General features: G+C 73.2%; 15 protein-coding genes. 10 read left to right on the forward strand and 5 right to left on the reverse strand.

The window, feature by feature from the left end; genetic code table 11:
* Nucleotides 1-376: 376 nt before the first annotated feature.
* Nucleotides 377-3,514 carry an isoleucine--tRNA ligase gene (gene ileS, locus G407_RS0121510; RefSeq protein WP_029032466.1) on the reverse strand — a complete coding sequence of 1,046 codons (3,138 nt, stop codon included), beginning with the start codon at nucleotides 3,512-3,514 and terminating at the stop codon, nucleotides 377-379.
* A gap of 170 nt (nucleotides 3,515-3,684) precedes the next feature.
* Between ileS and G407_RS0121515 the strand changes: the two genes are divergently transcribed.
* The 5 genes from G407_RS0121515 (at nucleotide 3,685) to G407_RS30770 (ending at nucleotide 8,412) form a co-directional block, all read left to right on the forward strand.
* The gene (locus G407_RS0121515) at nucleotides 3,685-4,938 is read left to right on the forward strand and encodes an allantoate amidohydrolase (protein ID WP_043540339.1); all 1,254 of its coding nucleotides are present in this window, start codon (nucleotides 3,685-3,687) and stop codon (nucleotides 4,936-4,938) included.
* Nucleotides 4,939-5,057: 119 nt separating this feature from the next.
* Nucleotides 5,058-6,443 carry a DUF3422 family protein gene (locus G407_RS29270; protein ID WP_210163149.1) on the forward strand — a complete coding sequence of 462 codons (1,386 nt, stop codon included), beginning with the start codon at nucleotides 5,058-5,060 and terminating at the stop codon, nucleotides 6,441-6,443.
* The gene (locus tag G407_RS0121525) at nucleotides 6,440-6,760 is read left to right on the forward strand and encodes a YbaB/EbfC family nucleoid-associated protein (RefSeq protein WP_029032468.1); all 321 of its coding nucleotides are present in this window, start codon (nucleotides 6,440-6,442) and stop codon (nucleotides 6,758-6,760) included. The genes G407_RS29270 and G407_RS0121525 overlap by 4 nt, the downstream gene beginning before the upstream one ends.
* A gap of 33 nt (nucleotides 6,761-6,793) precedes the next feature.
* Nucleotides 6,794-7,399, forward strand: a complete 606-nt coding sequence (gene recR / locus G407_RS0121530; protein WP_029032469.1) for a recombination mediator RecR — start codon at nucleotides 6,794-6,796, stop codon at nucleotides 7,397-7,399.
* 53 nt (nucleotides 7,400-7,452) lie between these two features.
* On the forward strand, nucleotides 7,453-8,412 hold the full coding sequence (locus G407_RS30770) for a CAP domain-containing protein (protein WP_052341722.1): 960 nt from the start codon (nucleotides 7,453-7,455) through the stop codon (nucleotides 8,410-8,412).
* 9 nt (nucleotides 8,413-8,421) lie between these two features.
* Here the strand turns inward: G407_RS30770 and G407_RS0121540 are convergent, their stop codons facing one another.
* Both G407_RS0121540 and mdoH read right to left on the reverse strand, forming a co-directional pair.
* Entirely contained in the window at nucleotides 8,422-9,168 is a 747-nt protein-coding gene (locus tag G407_RS0121540; protein WP_029032470.1) for an FkbM family methyltransferase, read from the reverse strand.
* Nucleotides 9,165-11,054 carry a glucans biosynthesis glucosyltransferase MdoH gene (gene mdoH, locus G407_RS29280; protein ID WP_084327715.1) on the reverse strand — a complete coding sequence of 630 codons (1,890 nt, stop codon included), beginning with the start codon at nucleotides 11,052-11,054 and terminating at the stop codon, nucleotides 9,165-9,167. Before mdoH ends, G407_RS0121540 begins: the two co-directional genes overlap by 4 nt.
* A 68-nt stretch (nucleotides 11,055-11,122) precedes the next feature.
* On the opposite strand from mdoH, the gene G407_RS0121550 reads away from it, so the two are divergent.
* From G407_RS0121550 to G407_RS0121565, 4 genes are read left to right on the forward strand one after another with little or no spacing between them, the layout of a single operon-like run.
* Nucleotides 11,123-12,112, forward strand: coding sequence for a zinc-dependent alcohol dehydrogenase (locus tag G407_RS0121550; protein WP_029032471.1), 990 nt, complete (start codon nucleotides 11,123-11,125; stop codon nucleotides 12,110-12,112).
* A gap of 23 nt (nucleotides 12,113-12,135) precedes the next feature.
* Complete coding sequence (locus G407_RS0121555; RefSeq protein ID WP_029032472.1) at nucleotides 12,136-12,534, forward strand: 6-pyruvoyl trahydropterin synthase family protein; 399 nt, start codon at nucleotides 12,136-12,138, stop codon at nucleotides 12,532-12,534.
* Nucleotides 12,535-12,536: 2 nt separating this feature from the next.
* The gene (locus G407_RS0121560) at nucleotides 12,537-13,604 is read left to right on the forward strand and encodes a glycosyltransferase family 4 protein (RefSeq protein WP_029032473.1); all 1,068 of its coding nucleotides are present in this window, start codon (nucleotides 12,537-12,539) and stop codon (nucleotides 13,602-13,604) included.
* On the forward strand, nucleotides 13,601-14,443 hold the full coding sequence (locus G407_RS0121565; RefSeq protein ID WP_029032474.1) for a class I SAM-dependent methyltransferase: 843 nt from the start codon (nucleotides 13,601-13,603) through the stop codon (nucleotides 14,441-14,443). Before G407_RS0121560 ends, G407_RS0121565 begins: the two co-directional genes overlap by 4 nt.
* A 10-nt stretch (nucleotides 14,444-14,453) precedes the next feature.
* On the opposite strand, the gene G407_RS0121570 is transcribed toward G407_RS0121565, so the two are convergent.
* On the reverse strand, nucleotides 14,454-14,819 hold the full coding sequence (locus G407_RS0121570) for a DUF2293 domain-containing protein (RefSeq protein ID WP_084327754.1): 366 nt from the start codon (nucleotides 14,817-14,819) through the stop codon (nucleotides 14,454-14,456).
* Between the two features lie 153 nt (nucleotides 14,820-14,972).
* On the opposite strand from G407_RS0121570, the gene G407_RS0121575 reads away from it, so the two are divergent.
* Nucleotides 14,973-15,473 carry a DUF427 domain-containing protein gene (locus G407_RS0121575; RefSeq protein WP_029032476.1) on the forward strand — a complete coding sequence of 167 codons (501 nt, stop codon included), beginning with the start codon at nucleotides 14,973-14,975 and terminating at the stop codon, nucleotides 15,471-15,473.
* A gap of 13 nt (nucleotides 15,474-15,486) precedes the next feature.
* Here the strand turns inward: G407_RS0121575 and G407_RS0121580 are convergent, their stop codons facing one another.
* Complete coding sequence (locus tag G407_RS0121580; RefSeq protein ID WP_029032477.1) at nucleotides 15,487-16,287, reverse strand: SDR family NAD(P)-dependent oxidoreductase; 801 nt, start codon at nucleotides 16,285-16,287, stop codon at nucleotides 15,487-15,489.
* Between the last annotated feature and the right edge of the window lie 17 nt (nucleotides 16,288-16,304).

Here is a 16,304-nt window from a genome sequence, read left to right on the forward strand (position 1 = left end):
GCGAAAGCGACGCGTTCCGCGAAGCGGAAGCCGAGGCGTCCGGCGTCACACGCCCCGTTTCGGCTTCGCCGAACGCGCGTGCCGCGCGCCCCATCCGTCCCGGCGCTGCGCGCCGATCCACCTTCCCCTACAGGGAAGGAGAACGCCGGCACCGGCCGTGAGCGGGGCGCCCCGGAACTCCGGCCGTCGACATCCGACTGCAGTAGATGTGTGCGTCGACGAGCCCTACCGGGGGCGGCGGATCGGTGCAAAGCGCCGACACGGGGTGCGAAGGCGCGCTTCGGCGATAGCCGCAATCGGCCTTCGTCGAGCCGAGGGACCCCGCCCCTGATCCGCTTCGCGGATCGTCCCCGCCCCGAGGGGGCGGGAGCGGTTCTCACCCCGCCTTGGCCACCCCGATCTCGATCTCGCCGCCCTTGAGCGGCCCCTTCGCGAGGTATCCGGCCGGTGTGCCGTCGGTCCAGCGGACGCTGGAGGCGAGCGTCTCCCCGGCGAGCATCTCCTCGAAGGCGGAGACGTCCGCGCGGGCGCCGTCGCCGCCGCGCAGCTCCAGCACGATCCGGTCGGCGACGTCGAGGCCCGCGTCCTTGCGCGCGGTCTGGACGAGGCGGATCAGGTCGCGGGCGACGCCCTCGCGCTCGAGCGCGGCGTCGAGCGCCGTGTCGAGCACGACGACGCCGGTGCCCGACGCGAAGGGCATGGCGTCGACCCCGCCCTTGGCCTCGAAGCGGAACTGGAACTCGCCCGGCTCGATGATCGCGCCCTCGACCACGACGCGGCCCTCCTCGCCCGGCGTCCAGGCGCCGTCGAGGCCGGCCTTGCGCACGACGCCGAGCGCCTTGCCGAGCCGCTTGCCGACCTTCGGATCGACCGCCACGACGGTGCGCCCGAAGGTGCCCGGATCGTCGACGAGGCGCACCTCCTTGACGTTCACCTCGTCGGCGACGAGGTCGCGCATCGGCGCGAGCGTGGCGCAGTCGGCGTAGGCGACGGTGAGCGACCGCAGCGGCTGGCGCACGCGCAGCCCCTTGTCGGTGCGGATCGACAGCGCCGCCGAGCAGACCTCGCGGGCGAGATCCATGCGCCGCACCAGCTCGGGATCCGACGGCAGCGCATCGGCGTCCGGCCAGTCGGCCAGGTGGACGCTCGCATCGTCGCACAGCACCGCGTGCACGTGCTCGGTGAGGAACGGCAGGAAGGGCGCGAGCGTGCGGCTCGCCGTCACCAGCACGGTGTAGAGCGTGTCGTAGGCGTCGCGCTTGTCCTGGGTGATCTCCGAGCCCCAGAACCGGTCGCGCGAGCGGCGGATGTACCAGTTGTTCAGCGTGTCGATGAACGGCAGGTAGGCCGCCGTGGCGCGCGGGATGTCGAGATCGCCCATGGCGGCCTCGACCGCGCGCACGAAGTCGCCGGTCTTCGCCAGGATGTAGCGGTCGAGCTCGCCGGCGGCGTCGGTGCGATAGGTGGCGCGGTAGCCGTCCGCCTCGGCGTAGAGCGTGAAGAAGTAGAACGCGTTCCAGAACGGCAGCATCACCTGCCGCACCGTCTCTGCGATGGCGCGCCCGTCCTTTGGCATGGCGAGGTCGCCGCCGGCCAAGAGCGGCGAGGAGACCATGTACCAGCGCAGCGCATCCGCCCCGTGCGTGTCGAACACGTCGACGGGGTCGGGATAGTTCTTCAGGCGCTTGGAGAGCTTCTGCTTGTTCTCGTCGAGCACCACGCCGTGGCAGATGCAGCTCTCGAACGGCGCCTTGTCGAACAAGGCGGTGGAGAGCACCATCAGGGTGTAGAACCAGCCGCGCGTCTGGGCCACGTACTCGACGATGAAGTCGCCGGGGAAGTGGCTCTCGAACCAGTCCTTGTTCTCGAACGGGTAGTGCACCTGCGCGAAGGGCATCGAGCCGGATTCGAACCAGCAGTCGAACACGTCCTCGATGCGGCGCATCGTCGACTTGCCGGTCGGGTCGTCGGGGTTGGGACGCGTCAGCGCGTCGATGCCGGGGCGGTGCAGGTCCTCGAGCTTCACCCCGAAGTCCCGCTCCAGCTCCTCGATCGAGCCGTAGACGTCGATGCGCGGGTAGTTCGGGTCGTCCGACTTCCACACCGGCAGCGGCGAGCCCCAGAAGCGGTTGCGCGAGATGTTCCAGTCGTGGGCGTTCTCGAGCCACTTGCCGAACAGCCCGTCGCGCACGTGGCCGGGCACCCACGTGATGCCCTGGTTGAGCTCCACCATCCGGTCGCGGAAGGCCGTGACCTTCACGTACCAGGACTGCACCGCCTTGTAGATCAGCGGCTGGTCGGTCCGCCAGCAATGCGGATAGGAGTGGTCGTAGCTCTCGTGGCGCAGCACACGGCCCTCGGCCTTGAGGTCGCGGATGATGTCCTTGTTGGCCTCGAACACGTTCTTGCCGGCATAGGGCGGCACCTGGTCGGTGAAGTTGCCGGCGAGATCGACCGGGTCGATCACCGGGATGCCGGCGGCCGTGGCGACGCGCATGTCGTCCTCGCCGAAGGCCGGCGCGAGGTGGACCACGCCGGTGCCGCCGTCGAGCTCGACGAAGTCGCCCGCGATCACCTGGAAGGCGTTCGGCGCATCCTTGAAGAACGGGAACAGCGGCGTGTAGCGGCGCCCGACGAGGTCGGCGCCCTTCAGCGTGCCGACGACCTCGTAGCCCTCGAGCTCCTTGGCATAGGTCTCGATGCGCGCCTGCGCCACGATCGCCCGCTCTCCGCCCTTGGCCAGCACCGCGTAGTCCGCGTCCGGCGCCACCGCCAGCGCGAGGTTCGACGGCAGCGTCCAGGGCGTCGTCGTCCAGGCGTAGAGCTTGGGGGCAATCTCCTCGCCCGGCGCCTTTTCCAGCGAGAAGCCCACCGTCAGCGCCGGGTCCTGGCGCATGCGATACGAGTTGTCGAGCCGCGTCTCGAAGTTCGACAGCGGCGTCTGCACGGCCCAGGAATAGGGCACGACGCGGTAGCCTTCGTAGATCAGGCCCTTGTCCCACAGGGTCTTGAAGGCCCACAGCACGCTCTCCATGAAGGAGCGGTCCATGGTCTTGTAGTCGTTGCGGAAGTCGACCCAGCGGCCCTGGCGCCCGACGTAGTACTCCCAGTCGTCGGTGAACTGCAGCACCGAGCGGCGGCAATGCGCGTTGAAGCGCTCGATCCCGTACTCGACGATGGACTGGCGGCCGGAGAGGTTGAGCTCCTTCTCGGAGTGCAGCTCGGCGGGCAGGCCGTGGCAATCCCAGCCGAAGCGCCGGTCCACCGCCTTGCCCTTCATGGTCTGGTAGCGCGGCACCAGGTCCTTGACGAAGCCGGTGACGAGGTGCCCGTAGTGCGGCAGGCCGTTGGCGAAGGGCGGGCCGTCGTAGAACACGAATTCCGGCGCGCCCTGCTCCTTCCTCTGCGCGATCGAGCGCTCGAACGTCCGCTCGCTCGTCCAGCGCGCGGCGACCTTCTGCTCGAGGTCGGGAAAGTTCGGGTTCTGCTCGACGGGCGGATAGGCGCGGGTCACGGGGCGGCCTCTTCTTCTGTGCGGACCCGGTGAATTAAGCGCTCCCGCGCGGCGATGCAACGACATGCGGAACCCGGCCCGCGCAGGCGAGGCATGCGGCGGTCGACAAGCCGGCCCGGCTCCCTCATCGTGCGCCGCGATCGACCACGCGAGGGAAGAGGGAGAAGATCATGGCGGGGGACGCGACGGTGGAGGACGCGGCGGTGCAGGATTTGGGCGCGCGGGCCATGGCGATGATCGCGGATCTCGCCCGGCACACGGACGAGCCGGGCCGGCTCACCCGCCTCTACCTCTCCCCCGCGCACGCCGCCTGCGCCGACGCCACCGCCGCGATGATGCGCGACGCCGGGCTCGGCGTGACGCGCGATGCGCTCGGCACGCTGGTGGGCCGCCGCGAGGGCCCGACGCCGGACGCGAAGACCCTGCTGATCGGCTCGCACATCGACAGCGTGGTGAATGCCGGCATCTACGATGGGCCGCTCGGCGTCGTCTGCGGCATCCTCGCGGCGGACGCGCTGCGCGGGGAGGACCTGCCTTTCGCGCTGGAGATCCTGGCCTTCGGCGACGAGGAGAACGTGCGATTCCCCACCTCGCTCGCCTCCTCCTCGGCGCTCGCCGGCGACTTCCGCCCCGAATGGCTCGACGGGACGGACGCCGACGGCGTCACCCTGCGCGAGGCGCTCGTCGGCTTCGGCTGCGACCCGGAGCGGATCGGCGACATCCCCCGCGACCCGGCGCGGACGCTCGGCTACCTCGAGGTCCACATCGAGCAGGGGCCGGTGCTGGAGGCGCGTGATCTCGCGGTGGGCGTCGTCACCGCCATCAACGGCGCGACACGGGCGCGCTGCATCGTCGACGGCATGGCCGGGCACGCCGGCACCGTGCCGATGGGCATGCGCGCCGACGCGCTCGCCGCCACCGCCGAGATGATCGCCCTCGTCGAGCGCGCCGGCACCGCGGCGCGAGACGCGGTGGCGACGGTGGGCGTGTGCACGGTCGAGCCCGGCGCGCTCAACGTCATTCCCGCGCGCACCCGCTTCACCCTCGACATCCGCGCGCCCGAGGACGGCGTGCGCGCGGCGCTGGTGGAGGAGATCGTGTCCGGCTGCCGCGCCGTCGCGGAGCGCCGCGGCGTGGCCTTCGCGGAGGAGCGCTTCATGGACCAGGCGGCCACCGCGATGGACGATACCCTCGTCGCCGCCCTCGAGGCGGGAGCCGCCCGCGCCGGCGAGAGGACGCTCCGCCTGCCGTCCGGCGCCGGCCACGACGCGGTGGCCATGGCCCGCCTCTGCCCGTCGGCCATGCTGTTCGTGCGCTGCGAAGGCGGCATCAGCCACAACCCGGCGGAGAACATCACCGCGGCGGACGCCGGCGCGGCGGTACGGACGCTGGTGGAGGCGGTGCGGGTGCTGGCGAGGCGCTGAGCAGAGGCGCCGCGCCGGAGGCGCGCCAGGAAACCATTGCACCCCGGCCCAGCTTCCCCCATCGTTGTGCGCCGCCGCGTGGGATCGGTGGTGGGAGCGTCCGGGGGTATCGAGGGGCCATGGCGGTGGATCTGGTACCGCACGACCTGCGCGCGCGGGTGCTCGCCGAGGTGCATGCGCGGCCCTCCGCGCCGATGGAGACGCCCCGGCGCATCCTGCACTACGCCTTCATGACCGACGGCGAGGCCGCGCAGCGCGACCGCGAGGCGCTCGCCGAGTTCTGCAAGCAATTGGGCCTGGACGGGCCGGCGCCGGGGGCGAAGCACCATCGGGTCGTGTTCTCGGGCACGCTGCTGCGCTGGGAGAGCCACAGCGAGTTCACGACCTACTCGTGGGAGTTCGGCGACCCGAGCGTCACCGACGCGCCGGCGCCGCAGCCCTTCCGCCCCGCGGTCGACGGGCTCATGGGCGTGATGCGGCTCGTGCCGCAGCCCGGGCCGCTGATGGTGGCCGCCGACCTCCACCTGATCCCGGCCGCGAGCCTGCCGAAGGGGCCGCAGAGCGTGTTCGGCGACGTCCACCTCGCGGCCGCGCAGGTCGAGACCGGGGCGGCGACGATCGCGACCGACTTCCGCACCGACGCGCACGGCTTCGTGCGTATCCTCGTCGTCGACGAAGGCATGGAGCGCGCCCAGGCCGGCGCCATCGTGCAGCGGGTGCTCGAGGTCGAGACCTACCGCACGCTCACCCTGCTCGGCCTGCCCGAGGCGCAGGCGATCGGCCCCTCCGTGCGGCGCATCGAGACCGAGCTGCCGCTCGTGATGGCGGCGATGGAGCGCTCGGACGGGCTCGATCGCAATCGCGAGCTGCTCGACCGGATCACACGGCTCGCCGCCGAGCTGGAGTCGGGCGCCGCGGCGGCCCTCTTCCGCTTCGGGGCGACCCGCGCCTATTCCGACCTCGTGCGCCTGCGGCTCGGCGCGCTGGAGGAGAAGGCGCTGACGGGATACGATTCCTGGTCGGAGTTCCTCGACCGGCGCCTGCAGCCGGCGATCCGCACCTGCGCCTCCATGGAGGAGCGCCAGGCCAACCTCTCGCGCAAGCTCACCCGCGCCGCGCAGCTCCTGCGCACGCGCATCGACATCGAGCTGGAGAGCCAGAACCGCGACCTGCTGCGCGCCATGAACGAGCGCGCCCGCATCCAGCTGCGCCTGCAGCAGACCGTCGAGGGGCTCTCGGCGGCGGCGATCACCTATTACATCTCGGGATTGATCTTCTACGTCCTGCGCGGCCTCTACGAGAGCGGCGTGCCGGTGGAGCCCTACGTCGGCACGGCGATCGCGGTGCCGATCGTGCTCCTGGGCATCCTCCTCCTGGTGCGACGGCTGAGAAAGCGCCATATGGACGACGATGCGGCCGAGGAGGTGGCGCTGCGCGAGACGATCGCGCGGGCGCGCGCCGCCGGCCGCGAGGCGCCGGGCGAGCGAGAGGAGGGCACGCCATGAAGGATCTGATGGGGCTGATGAAGCAGGCCCAGGCCATGCAGGAGAAGATGCAGGAGACGCAGGCCGAGCTCGACGAGCTGATCGTCGAGGGCCAGGCCGGCGGCGGCGCCGTGACCGTGCGGCTCTCCGGCAAGGGCGCGCTCAAGGGCGTGACCATCGACCGCTCGCTGATGGTGCCCGACGAGACCGAGATCCTCGAGGATCTGATCGTCGCCGCCTGCAACGACGGGCGCGTCAAGGCCGAGCGCGCCATGCAGGAGCGCATGTCCGAGATCACCAAGGGCCTGCCGCTGCCTCCGGGCATGAAGCTGTTCTGACGTCCCGTCCTCCCCGTTCGAGAGCGTAGAGCCATGGCCCGCGGCGTCGCCGGCCCCGAGATCGAGCGCCTGATCCAGCTGCTGGCGCGCCTGCCGGGCCTCGGGCCCCGCTCGGCGCGCCGGGCGTCGCTGGCGCTGTTGCAGAAGCGCGAGGGGCTCCTCGTGCCGCTGGCGGAGGCGATGCGCGTCGCCGCCGAGCGGGTCGTCGTCTGTTCGACCTGCGGCAACGTCGACACGTCCGACCCCTGCGCGGTGTGCGCGGACCCGAGCCGGGACCCGTCCATCCTCGTGGTGGTGGAGGACGTCTCCGACCTGTGGGCACTGGAGCGCGCGGGCGCGCTGCACGTGCGCTACCACGTGCTCGGCGGCGTGCTCTCGGCGCTCGACGGCATCGGCCCCGAGCAGCTCGACATCGCCGGGCTGATCGCCCGCGCGCAGGACCCCGCGGTGCGCGAGGTGATCGTGGCGCTCCCCGCCACCGTCGACGGCCAGACCACGGCACACTACCTCACCGAGGCGCTGGCCGAGCTGCCGGTGAGCGTCACCCGGCTCGCCCACGGCGTGCCGGTGGGCGGCGAGCTCGATTATCTCGACGAGGGGACGCTGTCGGCGGCGCTGAAGCGGCGCACGGCGGTCTGACCGAGGCTCCGTCGACGGCCGAACCGTCATGCGGGCTCGGCCGTTGTGCCGACATGATGGACACGCCTCGTCTCCGCCGCGCCGCCGCGGCGCTCGCCCTCCTCCTCGCGACCCTCGTCGTCCCTCCCACCGCCGCGCAGGAGATCGTCACCGGCGATCTCCCCGCCCTGCGGGCCGAGGCGCTCGCGGAGGTGAACGCCTCGCGGGAGGAGGCCGGGCTCGCGCCGCTCGAGCCGGGGGAGACGCTCGACACGATCGCGCAGGACCACGCCGAGGACATGCTCGCGCGCGGCTATTTCGCCCACGCGTCGCCGGACGGGGACGCCGTCGGCGATCGCTTCCGTGCGGCCGGCGGGGCGGCGAGCGAGATCGTGGCGGAGAACCTCGGGACATGCGACGGCTGCCCGGTTCCGCCGGGCGAGGCGCGCGTCGAGGCTATGCATCGCGGATGGATGGAGAGCCCGGGGCACCGTGCGAACATCCTGCGCGACGGGGTGACGCGCTTCGGCTTCGGCATCGCCGCCGATCCCGCGAGCCGGCGCACGCTCGCGGTGCAGACCTTCGCCGGCCCCGGCGCCTCCGGCGGCAACGGCGACGAAGGGGCTCTTCCGCTCGATCCGCATGCCCGCGTCGCCGCCGCCGGCGAAGAGATCGATGCCTTGCGCGACGAGGCCGGTTCGCCGCCGCTCGAGGCCGACGACGCCCTTACCGCCGCCGCCCGCGACCTGCTGCCGGAGGGCGGCGCGAGCCCGGAGCCGCCGGCGCTCGACCTCGGCGCCGCGCTTCCGGGCGACGCCGGCGCGCGCTTCGCGCAGGTGCGTGCCCTCGTCGCGACCTGCTCGGGCTGCGGTGCGCAGCCCACCCGCGCCGATGTGGAGCGCTTCGCGGAGCAATGGGCGCAGAACCGGCGCGACGTGCTCACCGACGCGGACCTCGACCGTTTCGGCTTCGCGCTGGGCGCGGACGGGCGCGGTGCCAAGACGGCGATCCTGCTGCTCGCGCAGAGCCGCTGACGGAGACGGTCACGCCGGCGGCGTCAGCGCGGCGTAGACGTCCCCCGAATTCGCCGCGTGCGGCAGGGCGTCGAGCCTCGCCGCCATGGCGGCGGCCTCGATCCAGCCGGGCGCTTCCAGCGTCGCGCTCTCGCCGAGCGAGAGCGCGAAGCGGTAGTTGCCGAGCCCGGCGAGGCGCGCCAGGCAGCGATGGGCGACGCCGCGAGCGATCGTCGTGAACTCGAAGGAGAGCGCCGGGACAGCCGTCGACAGGCCCGCGAGCACCCGGTCCTCGAAGCCCTCCACGTCGATCTTGACGAAGTCCGGCCGGCCGTGGGTCGCGATCAGCGCGTCGAGCGTCAGGCAGGGCACGACGATCTCCTCGTCCCAGGCCTGCCCCTCCCAGCCCGGAGCGCCGGCGGCGGCCTCGACGAAGCGGCTCGATGCGGTGGAGACCGTCGGGTTGGCGCTGTTGACGGACAGCCGGACCTCCCCGCTCGCGTCGCCGCAGGCGGCGGCGACGAGCGTCACCCGATGGTCGCGCCCGTGGATGAGCCGCAGCGCCCGGAAGCAGGCCGGCTGCGGCTCCAGCGCGACGGCGCGCGCGCCGAGCCGGCGAAAGGCGGCGGTGCGGTCGCCCACGTGCGCGCCGATGTCGAAGGCGAGCCCGCCATGGGGCACGAACGGCCGGTAGAGCGCGTCGAGCGCCGCGGCGCGCGCCGGATCGCCGTGATACAGGCGTAGCGATCGCCCGATCGCCTCGGCGCGGGGGCTCATGCGGCGACCCGCGACGGCGCGAGCGCGGCGCGCGGCGAGGTCCCGGGCGCGCCCTCCTTGCGCCCGAGCGCGGCGATCTCCGGCGGCGGCGTGATCTCCTCGGGGATCGAGCACAGCCCCGCGCCGGCGAGCGCCCGGCCGAAGGCGGGATCGGCCGTCAGGACGGCGAAGGGAATGGCGAGAAGGTAGCCGGCGCACATCACGAGCGCGATCGGCCATGCCGCCGGTACGAGGGCGAGGACGAGGCCCGTCATCGCGACGCCGAAGGCCGTCGTCGTCCAGAGGGCGCGGGTCGCGTCGCGCCAGGAGAGGCTGTGCGCGTCCCGCGCCTGGCCGTTCCACACCGTGGCGCGGCCGAAGGCGAGGCCGAGGATGAAGAGCGTCAGCCGCAGCGAGGCGGCGGCGCCGAGGAAGGCGGAGAACACGAACTCGATCGCGGCGCTCGCGAGGAAGCGCCGGCGCCCGCCATAGGCGGCCATGCCGCCGGGCGTGAGCGCGACGTCGAGGACGCCGAGCGCCCGCGGTGCGAGCGACAGCGAGAGGAAGGCCCCGTAGAAGCCGAGCGCCGCGCCGACGGGGAAGCGCGCGGGGTCCGCCGTCGCGGCCAGCAGGGGCGTCAGCGCCAGGATCAGCGTCATCGCCGGCACGGCGGCGAACATCATGATGGCGAAGAGGAGCTGCAGCCGGCTCGTCGGCGCGAGGCCCTTCATGCCGACGAGCGTCGGGTGGAGGTATTGCAGGTTCCCCTGGCACCAGCGCAGGTCCCGCTTGGAGAAGTCGAGGAAGGTCGGCGGGTTGTCCTCCCAGGAGCCGCCCTCCCGCGGCAGAACCCGCACCTCCCATCCCGCCCGGCGCATCAGCACCGCTTCGATCTGGTCGTGCGAGAGCACCGCGCCCGAGAGCGGGCCACCGCCGGAGAGGACCGGAAGCCGGCAATGCTCCCGGAACGGCGCGATGCGCACGAGCGCGTTGTGGCCCCAGTAGGGCCCGCAGTCGCCCGTCCACCAGGCGGCGCCGAGCGTGTAGGGGCGCATGCCCTGGCGCATGCCGAACTGGAAGATGCGCGCGAAGCCGCTCGGGGAGGGCGCGCCGACGACGAGGCTCTGCAGGATGCCGATCTCCGGATGCGCCTCCAGGATGCGCGTCATGCGCACGATCTCGGCGCCGGACATGAGGCTGTCGGCATCGAGGGGGAGCATGAATTCGTAGCGCGCACCCCAGCGCTCGAGGAAGTCGCGGACGTTGCCGGCCTTGAAGCCGACGTTCTGCGTGCGCCTGCGGTAGACGATCCGCGCGCCGGGACCCGCGGCGGCGCGCCAGGCGGCGACCTCGCTCTCCTCGCGCGCGGCGATCGCCGGGTCGGACGTGTCGCTGAGCACGAACCAGTCGAAGGCGCCGCCCTCGCCGGTCGCCGCGAGGCTGTCGCGCACGATCGCGAGCCGGCGGATCGCCCGCGCGGCGTCCTCGTTGCGCAGCGTCATGAAGACCGCGACGCGACCGCGGATCGGCGTGCGGCGATCACCCGCGGCGGCGAAGGGCGCCACATGGGCGAAGGGGTCGCGCGCGAGCCGGGCGATCGCGAAGCCGATGCCGGCGTTGACGAGGCCGAGCACCGTCCAGGGAGCGCCGAACGCGAAGGCGAGGAGCACGACGAGATCGAGTGCGCCGACCCCGTCCGCCGCGAGGATCGCCGCGGCCGGGATCATCAGGGCGAGGAAGCCCGCGAGCGTCAGCCCCGCGACGAGGAGCCGGCGCCGGCCCGCCGCGTTGGTCTGGACAGGCCGCTCGGCCGTATGGGAAGGAACCGCGCCCGCCGCGTCGCGCTCGCCGCCCTCCGGGGGAGGGCGGGATCCGATCGGCTCGGTCGGGGGCACGAGATCGTTCATCGAGCCGTCCTCGGGAACACGCTGGAGGAGCCATGCCGCGCGACGGCGAGACGAGTGGGAGAGACGCCGTGACGGACGCGCCGCCCGGAACGACTGCACGCGCTCTCTGGTACGTCGGCCGCGGCCGAGCGGTTCTGCGCGAGCGGGGGATTGCGACGAAAAAGCCCGGGGACCTGCGCATCCGCACCCTCTGGAGCGGCATCAGCCGCGGGACCGAGCGGCTCGTGTCGGAGGGGCGGGTGCCCGCCTCGGAATACGAGCGCATGCGCGCGCCGCTCCAGGAGGGTGCGTTCCCCTTCCCGGTGAAATACGGCTACAACGCCGTCGGCGTCGTGGAGGACGGCCCGGCGGGGCTCGTGGGGAGGACGGTCTTCGCGCTCGCACCGCATGAGACCGTCTTCGACGCTCCCGGGGCCTTCGTCCAGCCTGTCCCCGATCACGTTCCCGCGCGCCGCGCGGTGCTCGCCGCCAACATGGAGACCGCGCTCAACGCGCTCTGGGACGGCGGCGCCGGTCCCGGCGACCGCATCGTCGTGGTCGGCGCGGGCGTGGTCGGGTGCCTCGTCGCGGCGCTCGCCGCGCGCCTGCCCGGGGCCGAGGTGACGCTCGTCGACGTCGACCTCTCGCGCCGCGCGGTGGCCGAGGCGCTGGGCTGCCGCTTCGCCAAGCCGCTCGATTCGCCCGGCGACGCCGACCTCGTGGTCCACACCTCGGCGACATCGGCGGGGCTCGGCTGCGCGCTCGCCTGCGCGGGCGACGAGGGGCGCGTCGTCGAGCTCTCCTGGTACGGGGAGGCGACGACGGAGGTCTCGCTCGGCGCGCGCTTCCATTCGGCGCGGCTCTCCCTCGTCTCGAGCCAGGTCGGTCGCGTCGCGCCCTCCCGGCGCGGGCGCTGGAGCCACGCGCGGCGCCTCGCCAAGGCGCTCGACCTCCTCGGCGACGAGCGGCTCGATGCGCTGATCACCGACGAGGTCGCCTTCGACGACCTGCCACGGATGCTTCCGAGCCTCCTCGCCCCCGGTGCGCCGGGGCTCGCCACCGCCGTCCGCTATTCCTGATATTCTCCGAGGAGACGCTCCCCATGTTCGCCGTCGAGGTCCGCGACCACATCATGATCGCCCACAGCTTCAAGGGGGACCTGTTCGGCCCCGCGCAGGCGCTGCACGGGGCGACCTTCGTCATCGACGTCGCCTTCTTCCGCGAGACGCTGACCGAGGACGGCGTCGTCGTCGACATCGGCCGCGCGCACGAGGCGCTGAAGGCCACGCTAGGCCCGCTCAACTACAGGAACCTCGACGAGGTGCCGGAATTCGCGGGGAAGAACACGACGACCGAGTTCCTGTGCAAGCACGTCTTCGACGCCATGGCCGCGGCATCCCGGAAGGGTGCGCTCGGGCCGGGCGGGGAGGGGATCGCGCGGATCCGCGTCTCGATCGAGGAGAGCCACGTGGCGCGCGCCTGGTACGAGGCGGCGCTCTGACGATGACGCGGCTCCAGGCGGCCTTCGCCATCCCCGGTGCGCTGGAGACGGCGACGGGGGGATACGCCTATGCGCGCGCGGTGCTCGCCCGGCTGCCGGATCACGGCGTCGCGCCCGTCGTCGTGCGCCTGCCGGACGGCTTCCCGCATCCGACGACGCGGGACGTGGTCGAGAGCGCGCGGCTGCTCGCGAGCGTCCCTGCCGACGCGGCGCTCCTCGTCGACGGGCTCGCCTACGGCGCCCTGCCGGCGGCGGCGCTCGACGCGCTGGCGCGCCCGCTCGTGGCGCTCGTCCACCATCCGCTCGCGCTCGAGACCGGCCTCTCGCCGGAGCGTGCGGCGGCACTCGTCGAGAGCGAGCGGCGGGCGCTGGCGCGGGCGACGCGAATCGTCGCGGCGAGCCCGACGACGGCGCGCACGCTCGTCGCGGACTACGGCGTGCCGTCCGAGCGGCTGAGCGTCGCCCTGCCGGGCACCGAGCCGGCGCCGCGGGCGACCGGGGCCCCGGCCGGGGCGCCGCCGGCGCTGATCGCGGTCGGCGCGATCTCGCCCCGCAAGGGCTTCGACGTCCTGATCGCCGCGCTCGCCCGTCTGGCCGAGAGGCCGTGGCGCCTCGCGATCGTCGGGCCGACCGATCGCGACCCCGCCACCGCGGCGGCCTTGCGGAAGCAGGCGCAGGCGGCCGGGCTCGCCGAGCGCATCCGCTTCACCGGCGCCGTCGACGCCGCGACGCGGGACGCCCTGCTGGCGGAAGCAGACGTCTTCGTCTCCGCCTCCCTCTACGAGGGCTACGGCATGGTTCTGGCGGAGGCGATGGCGCGGGGCCTGCCCGTCGTCGCCTCGACCGGCGGCGCCGCCGCCGAGACCGTGCCGGATGCCGCCGCGCTGAAGGTGCCCCCCGGCGACGTCGACGCGCTCGCGGCGGCGCTGGCGTGCCTCCTCGACGAGCCGGAGACCCGCGCGCGGCTCGCCGCCGCGTCCTGGGAGGCCGGCGCGGCCCTGCCGCGCTGGGACGACACCGCCGCGCGCATCGCCGACGCCCTGCGCCAGAGCCTGGAGACGAATGGATGAGCGGCTTCTCGCCCGATTGGCTCGACTTGCGCGAGCCGGCGGACCACCGCGCCCGCGACCGCGGGCTCGAGGCGCGCCTCGCCTCCTGCCTCGCGGATCGCGACGCGGTGCATGTGGTCGACCTCGGCTGCGGCCTCGGCTCGAACCTGCGCGGCCTCTACCGCGCGCTGCCGGCGCGGCAATCCTGGCGGCTCGTGGACCACGATCCCGCGCTCCTCGCCGGCGCCCGCATCCGGCTCGCGGCCTGGGCGGACGTCGTCCTCGCGGACGGGGCGGACGGGCTGAGTCTGGAGAAGAACGGGCGGCGGCTCGACGTCGCCTTCGCGCAGGCGGACCTCTCGAACGATCTCGACGCGGCGCTCGGCGAGGCTCCGGACCTCGTCACCGCCGCGGCCCTGTTCGACCTGTGCGGCGAGGCCTTCATCGCGCGTTTCGCCCGGGCCGTGGTGGCGCGCGAAGCGCTGTTCCACACGGTGCTGACCTACGACGGCCGCGAGGCCTGGGAGCCGCCGCATCCGCTCGACGCCGCGTTCCGTGCCGCCTTCGTGGCGCATCAGGGCGAGGACAAGGGCTTCGGCACCGCCGCCGGCCCCGCCGCGACCCGCCGGCTCGCCTCCGCCTTCGCGGGGGAAGGCTACGCGACGCATCTCGGCGTGAGCCCGTGGCGGCTCGTCGCCCCGCGCGATGCGGCCCTGATCCGGGCGCTCGCCGAGGGGCAGGCCTCGGCCGTGGCGGAGACGGGGCGGCTGGCGACGGTCGAGGTCGAGGCCTGGCGCGCGGCCCGCGTCGCCGCGTCGGCGGCCACGATCGGCCACGCGGACCTGTTCTGCCGCCCGTGAGCGGGGCGGATCAGCTCTCCAGCGGGCGGCGGCAGCCCCAGCAGGCGAGGATCTCCGTGGTCTCGTCGGCGACGAAGTGGCGGGCGCTGTCGCGGTCGTAGCCTTCCGCCAGCAGAGCGTCGTAATCCGTCAGCACGTGGCGGACGTAGGAGACCATGGAGAGCCAGGCGGCGGTCTCGGGGCTCGCGCCGGCGAGGCCGCGGCTGCCGAGGGCGTGGTCGAGGATCGCCTCGCGCTCGAACTCGGGCGCGTCCGGCGCCAGCCGGTCGAGCGCCTCGCCGATCCGGGCACGCTTGCCGCTCACGACGCCCACCGACGGAAGCGCCGCGCGAACGGCGCTCGACGGGAGGAAGGTCCGGGACGGGGCAAAGGACATGGGATCGGACATGATGTCGCCTCCTGCTGCGCGTGCAGGCATCGGACCCGTTCATCGACTGTTAAGCAACATGCAAAGCCGCACCGGGAAGGACTCGCCGATCCCCGGGAACCCGGATCGATTCGCAACAAAAGATAAAGCGAGGCGCGCGTCATGCCGAAGCCACCCGTTCCGACTCCGCCGGCGCCCGGCCAGGAGAGCGTCTGGGACTATCCCCGCCCGGCGATCTGCGAGCCGACCGCGTCGGTGCTGGAGGTCGTCCTCGGCGGGCGGACGATCGCCCGCACGCGCCGCGGTTTTCGCGTGCTGGAGACCTCGCACCCGCCATCCTACTACTTCCCGCCCGACGATGTCGACGCGGGCGTGCTGGTGGCCGCCGGTGGCGGTTCGATCTGCGAGTGGAAGGGGCAGGCCGCCTATTTCGACGTGGTCTGCGGCGCGGTGCGGGCGCCGCGGGCCGCCTGGTCCTACCCCCGGCCGACGCCACCGTTCCGGCCGATGGCCGGCTTCACGACCTTCTACCCGGCCCTGATGGAAGGCTGCTTCGTCGACGGCGAGCGGGTCGTGCCGCAGGAGGGCGGGTTCTACGGTGGCTGGATCACCTCGCGGGTGGCGGGCCCGTTCAAGGGCGGGCCGGGCACCCGGTTCTGGTGAGCGGGCGCGCGGCTCAGGTCGTCGTCATCACCGAGCCCCCGTCGACGCGCCAGTTCGCGCCCACGACGTAGCTCGCCCGCTCCGAGCAGAGGAAGGCGATCACGGCGGCGACCTCCTCCGGGCGCCCGCGCCGCCCCGTGACGATCCCCGGCCGTTTCTCCGCGAGGAAGCCCTCGATCGCCTGCGCGCGATCGGTGCCCTCCTCGGCGGCCTTCGCGTCCATCATCTTGTCCGTCATCGGCGTCGCGACGAAGGCGGGGGAGACCACGTTCACGTTGACGCCGTCCGGCCCGAACGCCTTCGACAGGCTCTTGCCGAGCGCGTCGATGCCGGCCTTGGCGACGTCGTAGGGCATCTCCTCCGGGTAGGGCTGCACGGCGTTCTCCGACGAGATCAGCACGAGCCGGCCCCAGCCCTTGGCGCGCATCCCCGGGAGGAAGGCTCGCGCCACCCGCACCGCGCTCATCAGGTCGACCTCGAGCACCTCCCGCCAGCCCGCGTCGTCGATCTCGAGGAAGTCGCCGGTCGGCCCCGTCGTCCCGGCGGCGTGGACGACGATGTCGGGCGCGCCGAGCCGCTCCTCGGCCTGCGCCTTCAGCCGCCCGACCTCGTCGAGACTGGTGAGGTCCGCGGTGAAGGGCTCGCAGCGCCCGCGCGCCGAGAGTGCGTGCGCCGCCCCCGCGAGCTCCTCGCCGGTCCTGTCGCACAGGGCGATGTGCGCGCCTTCCTCCATGAGGATGCGCGCGGTCTCCCGGCCCATGCCGGAATCGCCGCCGGTGACGAGGGCGATCTTGCCGTCGAGATCGAGCTTCATGGGGTCTCTCCGATTGG

Origin of the sequence: Salinarimonas rosea DSM 21201 (genome assembly GCF_000429045.1) — a bacterium.
GTDB lineage: Bacteria > Pseudomonadota > Alphaproteobacteria > Rhizobiales > Beijerinckiaceae > Salinarimonas > Salinarimonas rosea.